Source organism: Anaerocolumna aminovalerica, from assembly GCF_900115365.1.
GTDB classification, from domain to species: domain Bacteria; phylum Bacillota; class Clostridia; order Lachnospirales; family Lachnospiraceae; genus Anaerocolumna; species Anaerocolumna aminovalerica.
Map to the genome: position 1 here is coordinate 1 of NZ_FOWD01000070.1, position 11,001 is coordinate 11,001.

At 34.3% G+C, this 11,001-nt stretch carries 9 protein-coding genes; 8 read left to right on the top strand and 1 reads right to left on the bottom strand.

The features are described 5' to 3' along the window. Positions 1 to 405 precede the first annotated feature (405 nt). From cls to BM183_RS20145, 8 genes are all read left to right on the top strand, one after another. Positions 406 to 2,025, top strand: coding sequence for a cardiolipin synthase (cls, locus tag BM183_RS20110; protein WP_141398580.1), 1,620 nt, complete (start codon positions 406 to 408; stop codon positions 2,023 to 2,025). A 251-nt stretch (positions 2,026 to 2,276) separates the two neighbouring features. Next, entirely contained in the window at positions 2,277 to 2,900 is a 624-nt protein-coding gene (gene ruvA, locus BM183_RS20115; RefSeq protein WP_091689351.1) for a Holliday junction branch migration protein RuvA, read from the top strand. A 13-nt stretch (positions 2,901 to 2,913) separates the two neighbouring features. Further along, entirely contained in the window at positions 2,914 to 3,918 is a 1,005-nt protein-coding gene (ruvB, locus tag BM183_RS20120; protein WP_091689353.1) for a Holliday junction branch migration DNA helicase RuvB, read from the top strand. A 100-nt stretch (positions 3,919 to 4,018) separates the two neighbouring features. Next, complete coding sequence (zapA, locus tag BM183_RS20125) at positions 4,019 to 4,429, top strand: cell division protein ZapA (RefSeq protein WP_091689355.1); 411 nt, start codon at positions 4,019 to 4,021, stop codon at positions 4,427 to 4,429. 273 nt (positions 4,430 to 4,702) lie between these two features. After that, positions 4,703 to 7,171, top strand: a complete 2,469-nt coding sequence (locus tag BM183_RS20130; RefSeq protein ID WP_091689358.1) for a U32 family peptidase — start codon at positions 4,703 to 4,705, stop codon at positions 7,169 to 7,171. Between the two features lie 17 nt (positions 7,172 to 7,188). Further along, a complete protein-coding gene (locus BM183_RS20135) occupies positions 7,189 to 8,541 on the top strand; it encodes an FtsW/RodA/SpoVE family cell cycle protein (protein WP_091689360.1) in 1,353 nt (450 codons plus the stop codon). Further along, complete coding sequence (locus BM183_RS20140) at positions 8,498 to 10,048, top strand: peptidoglycan D,D-transpeptidase FtsI family protein (RefSeq protein WP_330392464.1); 1,551 nt, start codon at positions 8,498 to 8,500, stop codon at positions 10,046 to 10,048. The genes BM183_RS20135 and BM183_RS20140 overlap by 44 nt, the downstream gene beginning before the upstream one ends. Positions 10,049 to 10,166: 118 nt before the next feature. Further along, complete coding sequence (locus BM183_RS20145) at positions 10,167 to 10,619, top strand: NUDIX hydrolase (RefSeq protein WP_091689362.1); 453 nt, start codon at positions 10,167 to 10,169, stop codon at positions 10,617 to 10,619. Positions 10,620 to 10,817: 198 nt separating this feature from the next. On the opposite strand, the gene BM183_RS20150 is transcribed toward BM183_RS20145, so the two are convergent. Continuing rightward, positions 10,818 to 11,001 (bottom strand): transposase (locus BM183_RS20150; RefSeq protein WP_139221570.1); only part of this gene is annotated, 184 nt, incomplete at its 5' end.

Below are 11,001 nucleotides of genomic sequence, written 5' to 3' on the forward strand. Positions count from 1 at the left end.
CATTACGTTTTTAATATATCATGAACAAAAAAGCTTGTTCATGATCTTGGCACTCCACTCTGAAAATTCAAGCAAGCTTGCATTTTCCTCATTACGTTTTTAATATATCATATATTAAAATAAATGTCATTGTTTGTCTGAAAAGTCTAGTGGCGATATTATTAAATGCAAAAATTTATATAGAATAGCAGTATATAATATTACATAAATATGGTAAGATAGAGGTGAGATTTGCTCTTTTACCGATTTCATTTTTTAAAAAATAAACTTTTCAGTTATAAATTAACAGAATTATTGGATAATATAGAGAAAGTCCTGAAAGAAAATATAGAGATCGTGATTGAAAAGCAAAGAAAACGTAAAGGCTTTTACTGGAGCAGTACTAATTTAAAAAGGGAGTATGTTTTGAAAGAATCTAGAGAAAGTTTACAAAAGAAAGAAAGAATTAAAAGGGGTGATATTGTGAGCAATATACTGAATGATGATTTGATAGGCACATCAAAAAGTTATTTTAGTGGTGCATTGCGATTTATGTTAGTGGGATTATTGGTGCTGATTCAATTTGCTTTGATTCTTTTGCTTACATACTGGCTTAGTGAATCAACTATATATATTTATATGTTAATTGAAATAGGCAGTATATTTATTACTATTGGTTTAGTAAATGATAATAGAAGCCCTTCCTTTAAGTTGGGGTGGATTTGCATTGTTTTGATTCTGCCTATAACAGGACATATCATGTATGCCTTGTGGGGAAAGACCGGATCAAAAAAGAAAATTGAGAAAAAAGTTCTGGCAAAATTAAACCATGGTAATCAATATTATCATTATAATCCGGAACTGGCACAGGAATATGAAAAGAAATATCCTACAAAAAGCAGGATGTCAAGATATTTGGAGTCTCAACAATTTCCCTTATTTAAAAATAATCATATAAGTTATTATCCTATGGGAGAAGATGTCTTTGAAGCTATTTTTAAAGATATTCAAAAGGCAGAAAAATTTATTTTGATTAACTTCTTTATTATTGCAGACGGTGTTCTTTGGAGGAAAATTCATGAACTGCTGCTGGGTAAAATCAAAGAAGGCGTTGAAGTTAAGTTTATGTATGATGACTTTGGTGCTACTTTAAGAACCCCAAAGAATTTTAGAAGAAATTTAGAGGCGGAAGGCTTTCAAATAGGTGTTTTTAACCCTATCCATAAATATACAGACAAGTTATATATGAATTATAGAAGCCACCAGAAGATAATTGTTATTGATGGAAATATTGGATATACCGGAGGAATGAATCTGGCTGATGAATATGTAAATTTGGTCCATCGTTTTGGTACATGGAAAGACAATGCGGTACGTGTGGAAGGAGACGCGATTTGGGGGTTAACAGTTACTTTTCTGCAGATGTGGGAAATCTGTAATCCTAATCAGGTTATTGATTATAACCTTTACCGTCCTACCAAAGTGTTTAAGAAAAATGATGTGTATTGCCATGTGGTTTCAGACGGTCCGGTTAACCATCCCAACAATCCTATTGAAAATATTTATAAGCAAATTATAACCTATGCGAAGAAATTCATTTATATTACTACTCCATATCTGATTATAGAGGATGATATGAAACAAGCACTTATTACTGCTGCAAAGAGCGGTGTAGATGTAAGAATCATAACACCTTTTATACCGGATAAAAAACATGTAAAGATTTTAACCAATTATAATTACGGAAGGTTATTAGAAGGAGGAGTAAAGATTTACGAATATACTCCAGGATTTATTCATGCGAAAACAATTATTAATGAAGATTGTGGTATTATTGGAACCATTAATATGGACTACCGCAGCTTTTACCTTCATTACGAATGCGGTCTGTGGATGTGCAATAAAGATGTGATTCAGGTAATTAAAGATGATTTTCTAAAAACAATAAATGAAAGTCAGGAAATATCCTATATTGATTGGAAAAACAGGCCTTGGCAGTTAAAAGTTTATCAACCATTTTTAAATCTGTTTTCTACCTTAATGTAGCTTTAGGCAAACGTTTGTTTTTAATGCCTTGATTATTTTAGGCTTTATCGGTATAATGGATACAATACTAATCTATTAAAACTTACTAAAAAATCCTTGGAAAGACCCATGAACTCAAGTTTTTTACAAGGATTTTTTAGAAGTCTATAATTGAAAAAAGTATAAAATAAATACCTTAGTTATATTAAAGAAAAGCATATGGGTGTTGCTGTGCCTTTAAATATAACCGGTTGTACATAGGAGCAGACTGTATGATTTCATATATAAAAGGTGAACTTGTAAAAGTGTGTGAGGAAGGCATAATTTTAGAAACAGGTAATATAGGCTATGAAATAAAAATGCCCTTATCTTCCTTAGAAGATTTGCCGAGAATAGGAAATGCCATTAAGATATATACATATATGCATGTTCGTGAAGATGCCATTGGATTATTTGGATTTTTAACAGAAGATGATTTGAATATGTTTAAGCTATTAATTACTGTTAGTGGAATCGGTCCAAAGGGTGCACTTGGGATTTTATCTGCTATTACCCCTGATGATTTACGATTTGCCATATTATCCGATGATGCAAAAACCATTTCAAAAGCTCCCGGAATCGGCAATAAAACAGCAAGTAAGATGATTATTGAATTAAAGGATAAAATAAAGTTAGAAGATGCCTTTGAGCAAAAACTGATGAATCAAATGAATGAACAAGGAAAAGGGGCAAGCACCGGTTCGACAATTGCAAACATTCGTCATGAAGCTATCCAGGCTTTAGTGGTTCTTGGTTATTCGAAGACAGATGCTGCCAAGGTTGTAAGAAATATTGATGTTTCGGAAGATATGTCTTCAGAAGATATCCTAAAGAAGAGCTTAAAATTTTTAATATAAAGGTGCTGTAAGAATGGGAAAAAGAATTATTACAACAGATTTAACAGATGAAGATAAAAAAGTAGATAATACCTTAAGGCCTCAGAAGCTGGATGACTATATCGGTCAGACAAAAGCCAAGGGGAATTTAAAGGTGTACATAGAAGCTGCAAAACAAAGAATGGAATCTTTGGATCACGTGTTATTTTATGGACCTCCCGGTCTTGGTAAAACTACATTGGCAGGTATTATTGCCAATGAAATGGATGTGAATATGAAGGTTACCTCAGGACCGGCTATAGAAAAACCGGGGGAAATGGCGGCTATCCTAAATAATCTGCAAGAAGGAGACGTACTTTTTGTAGATGAAATTCACCGGCTGAACAGGCAGGTGGAAGAATTGTTGTATCCTGCTATGGAGGATTTTGCAATTGATATTGTTATTGGTAAAGGGTCTTCCGCAAAATCCATTCGGCTGGATTTACCTAAGTTTACTTTGGTAGGTGCAACAACAAGGGCAGGTATGTTAACACCGCCTTTAAGAGATCGATTCGGTGTAGTAAATCGATTGGAATTTTATACGGTAGAAGAACTAAAAGAAATTATTTGCCGCTCTTCTGATGTATTCCAGGTAAAAATAGAAGAAGACGGTGCATTGGAACTTGCAAGAAGATCCAGAGGAACACCTCGTCTGGCAAATCGCCTATTAAAAAGAGTCAGGGATTTTGCTCAAGTAAAATATGATGGCGTAATAACAAAAGAAATTGCTGACTTTGCCCTTGATTTGCTGGAAGTGGACAAGTTAGGTCTTGATAATACAGATCGTGAAATTTTATTTACCATGATTAATAAATTTGACGGAGGGCCTGTTGGAATAGAAACCATAGCTACGACCATTGGAGAAGATTCCGGAACCATTGAAGAAGTGTATGAACCTTATCTGGTACAAACAGGCCTGATTCTTCGGACTCCAAGAGGCAGGGTAGTTTCAGACGTGGCTTACAAGCATTTTGGTTTGCGGCAAGAAAAGCTTGTATAAGAGAAAAACTTGGTTTATAATATATGTTATCAAGTGTCTGAACCTGTATTTCTTATATTAACTCTGAGAGGGGGTACCCGGGAAAATTCGGGAGTCCATTATGAATAAGATGAATGATATTGAAGTGATTATTAATAATAAGCGGTACAATTTGCTAGGTTATGAAAGTGAAGAGTATCTGCATAAGATTGCATCCTATATTAACAATAAATATTCAGAGTTTAAGAAAAAAGATTTTTATAAGATGCTGGATTCTGAAATGAAGAGTATTTTATTAGAGATTAATATAGCGGATGATTATTTTAAGATACGTAATCAGATTAAAGACTTAGAAACTGAGAATGAAAATAGCAGTAAAGAAATATTTAATTTAAAACATGAATTAATCTCCATTCAAACGAAATTGGAAGCAAAAGAAAAAGAAGTGCAAAGTTTAAAAGATGAGCTTAACGAAGCGCAAAAGAAAATCATCCGTTTAGAAACGGAATTAACAGATAAAAATCGTTTGTAGCACCAAATCCGCATAGAAGACCGTTGTATGTCTTACTAGGCGGATTTTTATAAATTCGAAAGGTGTAAGTGTGAAAGAAAAGCATCTTCACACTGGTAGAACACAAAATGAGAATCCATAGGAATTCCCATTTTGAACTTCTTCATCATCGCTGTATCTGAAAGGTTGAAAGAAAAAATGGAAAGAAAGGTTGCCACAAGACGATTCTTTCAACCTATTTATTTAGGCAGTATCACATCTGTAATCAGATGTGATATGCAATGGGTGTAATTTATGAGAAAAATTGAAATACTGGCTCCGGCCGGTTCTATGGATAGTTTAAAGGCGGCAATTAATGCATCCTGTGATGCGGTATATATTGGGGGTGCTAAATTTGGTGCAAGGGCATATGCGGATAACTTAACCGAAGAACTTATGCTTCAGGCCATAGATTATGCTCATATACACGATACCAAAATATACTTAACTGTGAATACCCTGCTTAAGAACAAAGAATTGGAACATGAATTATATGATTATTTAGTAAAATATTATGAACAGGGAATCGATGCGGTGATTGTACAGGATACAGGTGTTTTGCATTTTATCCATGAACATTTTCCTGGTCTGGATATACATGGAAGTACCCAGATGACTCTTACCATGGCAGAGGGTGCCAATGTGCTAAAACAAATGGGATTAACAAGGCTGGTCACCAGCAGAGAATTAGGCTTGGAAGAAATTAAAAACATTCGTAAGGGCACCGATTTAGAAATCGAAACTTTTGTTCATGGAGCACTTTGTTATTGCTATTCCGGTCAATGTCTGATGAGCAGTATGTTTGGGGGCAGAAGCGGTAACAGAGGAAGATGTGCACAACCATGCAGAATGCCATACCAGCTAAAAGGTGATAACAAGGCTCTAAATTCAGATAAAGATAAATACGTACTTAGCCCCAAAGACATCAGTACCATAGATATGATACCGGAGCTAATAGAAGCAGGCATAGATTCCTTTAAGATTGAAGGAAGAATGAAACGCCCCGAATATGCTGCCGGTGTTACCTATATGTACCGTAAATATGTGGACAGGTATCTGGAATTTGGTAAAGAAAAATATGAAAGTTATATGCAGGATCACAAAGAGGAATTAAATGAAGATATTCTGTTATTGCAGGATCTGTATAATCGGGGTGGTTTTTCACAAGGATACTTTGTAAATAGAAATGGACGAAATATGATATCTTTAAGCCGCCCCAACCACAGTGGTGTTCATGTAGGAAAAGTAAAGAGCGTAAATGGGGGTAAAGCACAGATACAGCTTATCCAGAATATTAATCCACAAGATATTTTAGAAATACGTGAGGATGAAAAACTATATGAGTTTACTGTGAAAAACAGCGAAAAAGCCGGTAATATATATTCCGTCAATCTGGGAAAAGGTTCACCGGTTAAACCTGGTTTTTTAGTCTACCGGACAAAAAATAATTTTTTATTGGATCAGTTAGGTGAGGATTATTTAAAAGAAGAAGTGAAAATGCCGATTACCGGAAAAGTAATCATTGACACAGGTGAACCGATTATATTAGAGTTAAATTACGGAAATATTCATGTCAGAGTTAATGGAGACATAATAGAAGCTGCGATGAATCAACCAATGACAGAGGATAAGATTCGTAAACAGATTATGAAAACAAGAGAAACATCTTATGTTCTTAGAGATCTGCAGATTAGTATAAAAGGAAATCCTTTTATACCGGTACAAAAATTAAACGAATTAAGGCGTCAGGGAATAGAGGCATTATCTGAAGCCATAACCAGTCAATATAGAAGAATAGCAGAACATGAACCGAAAGAAATTTTTGGTGTTGTGAAATGCAGCAAAAACAATGGAATGAACAATATGGGCATCAGTGTATCTGTTTTTGATAAAAACCAGTTATCCGTAGCCTGCAGTTACCCGGAAGTAACTGCTGTATATATGGATAGTGATATAGTACCATTTCAGGATTTGCTGAAATTGACTAAGATAGTAAAAGAAAGCAACAAAAAATGTTATATTATACTCCCACATATTTTTAGAAAAACAACTTATGAATTATACAGGCAGAATAAAAATATATTGGAAGATAATACTATAGATGGTTATATTTTACGAAACTTAGAGGAGTACCAGTTTATACATTCTGTTATGAATGTAACACAATCAGGTAAAGACCTTATTACTGACTATAACTTATACGTAATGAACCGGCAGGCAGCTGCATTTTGGAGGGATTTAGGAGTTGTGAAATTAACGGCTCCTGTTGAGTTGAATTATTCAGAATTAAAGGAATTAAACGGAATTTACAATGATATAATTGTATATGGAAAGATACCATTAATGGTCTCTGCTCAATGTCTGGCAAAGACTTCTTCCGGCAGGAATAATAAGAATTATAACAAAACAAGTGATGAACCTTGCTGCTTACCAAATACGGACAAGATAGAATTAATGGATCGATTTGATAAAAACTTCCAAGTGAAAAGACATTGCAGGGAATGCTATAATACTATTTATAATAGCCAATGCCTATCTTTATTAAATTATAAAGAACAGGTACTTAGCATTGAACCTAAAAATATTCGATTGAATTTTACTTTTGAAACACCGGAGGAAACCGGTAAGGTGATTCAATCTTTTATACAAAAATATGTATATAATAATCATGTTGAAGAAATTGAAAATTATACCAGAGGGCATTTTAAAAGAGGTATAGAATAAAGTGAGGCGGAGCTAGTTTGATTAATTTATTCACTCAAATATCAAAGTATCTGAATATTGTTTTTATAGCTTTTTATACCTATTATGCTTTTCGCGTTTTTAGTTTGGCAGACAGAGATAAAAAGGATAGAATTTATAGGAAGATGAAACATATCATATATCTGTTTCACTTTGTTAGCTATTTGGTTTTGTTTTTAAATACCGGTAGTTTTAAGGTTGCAGGGTTATATATTGCACAAGTGGTTGCAATGCTTGTAATCTTTTCTATCTACCCTTGGGTTTATAGCAACATCTCTAAGTTTTTATTAAACCATATGATGTTATTATTAACCATCGGATATATAATGCTTACACGTTTGCATTTTGACAAGGCTATGAAGCAGTTTGCTATTGCAACGTTATCTGTGGTATTTTGCATTGTTATACCAATAATAATAGAGAAATTAAAAAAACTACAGGATTTTGGCTGGGTATTTGGGGGACTTGGAATTGTAGTATTATTATCTGTTTTATTTTTTGGAGTTTCCAATTATGGAGCAACCAACTGGATATCCATAAAAGGATTTACTTTCCAGCCCTCTGAATTTGTTAAAATCATTTTTGTTTTTTCCATAGCTTCTTTGTTGTCAAAAAGAAGGGATTTTAAATATGTGGCAGTAGTTACGGTGTTAGCGGCGGCTCATGTATTGATATTAGTATTAGAAAAAGATCTGGGCGGAGCCTTAATATTTTTTATTACTTATTTGATTATGCTGTATATTGCCACTTCACAGCCCTTGTATTTTTTTGCCGGACTTGGAGCCGGAAGTGTTGCTTCTTACTTGGCATATCATATGTTCAATCACGTACGGGTTCGTGTGATGGCTTGGAAAGACCCATGGAAATTAATTGATAATGAGGGATATCAGGTATCCCAATCCTTGTTTGCCATAGGTACAGGAGGATGGTTTGGTATGGGCTTATATCAGGGACTTCCGACCAGCATACCGGTTGTAGACAGTGATTTTATTTTTTCTGCCATATCAGAAGAAATGGGTGGCTTCTTTGCAATATTATTAATTTTAATTTGTATAAGCTGCTTTTTAATGTTTGTTACTATAGCAATGAAAATACAGGAGTTATTTTATAAATTGCTGGCCTTAGGGTTAAGTGCCTTGTATCTGTTCCAGGTATTTTTAGCAATCGGAGGAGTTACAAAATTCATTCCGTCTACGGGAGTTACTTTGCCCTTAGTCAGTTATGGAGGAACTTCTATATTAAGCAGTGTAATCATGTTCAGTATCATACAGGGATTATTTATAATGAATCAAGATAGGAATGAGAAAATTGAGAAGAAGAGAAGAAAAACTAAAAAAACCAAAAAATCATAAATCGATTCCTTTTCAGAAAAAAAAATCCGAAGAAAATATGGGAAATCAAGATCATACCGATGCCTACCGTGAAGAAGAGCTGAAAGAAGACGGGGCTAAGAAAGATGGGAAAAATAGAGAGATTATTCATATTACTTATGTATTTGTGGGATTATTTATGCTTGTAATCGGATATTTTTCATATTTTATGATTGCAAGAAGCAATGAGGTAATTAATAACCCTTATAACAAGCGTCAAGATCTTTTGGCAGAGCATGTAATAAGAGGAAAGATCCTATCTGCAGATGGAGTAACATTAGCGGAAACCGTTGTAGATGAAAAAGGAAATGAAACAAGGCTTTATCCTTATAAAAATCTGTATTCCCATATAGTAGGACGGTTTTTTAAAGGAAAAACCGGGATAGAATCCATAGAAAATTTTCACCTATTAACTTCCAACGACAATGCATTTGTTAAAGTGTTTAATGATCTATCCGGTGAAAAGAATATTGGGGATAATGTAGTAACTACATTGGATTCGAAACTACAGGAGATTGCTTATGATGCTTTAGGCAATTATAAAGGCGCTATAGTAGTGATGGAACCTTCTTCCGGTAAAATTCTTGCCATGGTTTCGAAACCCGATTATGATCCTAATGAAATCAGTAATATGTGGGAAAAATTAGTAGAAGATAAAGAGAATAATTCTGCATTAATAAACCGGGCAACCCAGGGGCTATATCCACCAGGTTCCATTTTCAAAATATTAACCGTACTACAGTATATGAGAGAAAACCCAAACTATAAAGATTATAAGTATAATTGTACTGGGGAAGCTGTTTTTAATAGTGTTAAAATTCACTGTTATGGTAATGAAAAGCATGGAGAAGTAGATATTAAAAAATCTTTTTCGGAATCCTGCAATACTTCTTTTGCAAATATGGGTATCCAAATTAATATGAAATCCTTTCGTGAACTTTGTGATACATTTTTGTTTAACTCCAACCTTCCTACAAATTTAGTTTATAATCCAAGCCGCTTTGTAGTATCAGGCTCCTCCAATATAAATGAGATGCCTCAAACGGCAATCGGTCAGGGAAAGACACAAATAACACCGTTGCATAGTGCCTTGATTACAGCCGCCATAGCAAATGGTGGAGTTCTTATGAAACCTTATGCAGTTGATTATGTTGAAAATGTGAATGGAACAGTAGTAAAGAAATATATGCCTGAAATTTATAAAACACTTATGACTCCGGAAGAAGCACAGATATTAACGGAGTACATGTCAGAAACGGTTAAAACAGGAACGGCAGGTGCCTTAAGAGGCAAGAAGTATACGGCAGCAGGAAAAACCGGATCTGCAGAACATCAGGAAGGGAAGCCTGCACATTCCTGGTTTGTAGGATTTGCACCGGCAGAAAAGCCAGAAATTGTTGTAAGTATCATAGTGGAAAGTTCGGGAACAGGAAGCCGCTATGCTGTCCCTATTGCATCTAAGATATTTGATGCCTATTTTAATAAGTAAGCCAGGTTCTTTTTATGTGGTTTGTGCGAAATGCATAAATTTTAGTTGAACTTTTATAAAAAATGAAATATAATGATTTTTAGATAAGTCGACACACCACAATACAGGAGGAATTGCGATGATTGAGGCAACGAGCTGTGGAGGTGTAGTTATTTTCAGAGGAAAGATTTTACTACTGTATAAGAACTATAAGAATAAGTATGAAGGCTGGGTTCTACCTAAGGGGACTGTGGAGGAAGGAGAAGAATATAAGGAGACCGCCATCCGTGAAGTGAAAGAAGAAACAGGAGCGGATGCGTCTATTATAAAATATATTGGTAAAAGTCAATATACATTCAGTACGCCACAGAATACAGTAATAAAGGATGTTCATTGGTATCTAATGATGTCTGATAGCTATTACAGCAAACCACAACGGGAAGAATACTTTATGGACTCTGGATATTACAAGTTCCATGAAGCATATCATATGCTTAAATTTTCTAATGAAAAGCAGATATTAGAGCGGGCTTATAATGAATATGTGGATTTAAAAAAAAGTAATCTATGGGGAAATAAAAAGTATTTTTAATAAAAAAGACAAGTACACTGCCAGACAAGTAATTTTGCTTGTCTTTTTTTGGGCTCTTTGTCAAGTTTTGGGGTGGGATTCTCTGAATCCTGCTCCATTACTGTATTTAGAACCATTTTTATGTTTGTGTCTATAATTCCTGTTTTTGGGCATGCCAAATAAGCCTCTTCATTTTCATTTTTTGTCGTCCAGTTATCATCAGATAGAGCAATGAATAATTCTTGTCCGAAAACGCTTAAAGTTACGGACTCCAAAAGATATTCTTTTAAGTACCTTGATTTTGTTATTATAGCCTTCCGTAGGGCCGTTGGTATATTTATATTTAAAGGCATTCAAAATTCCTTCAGACCAGTTCCTGTATGTCTTTGCACATTCTTCAAAT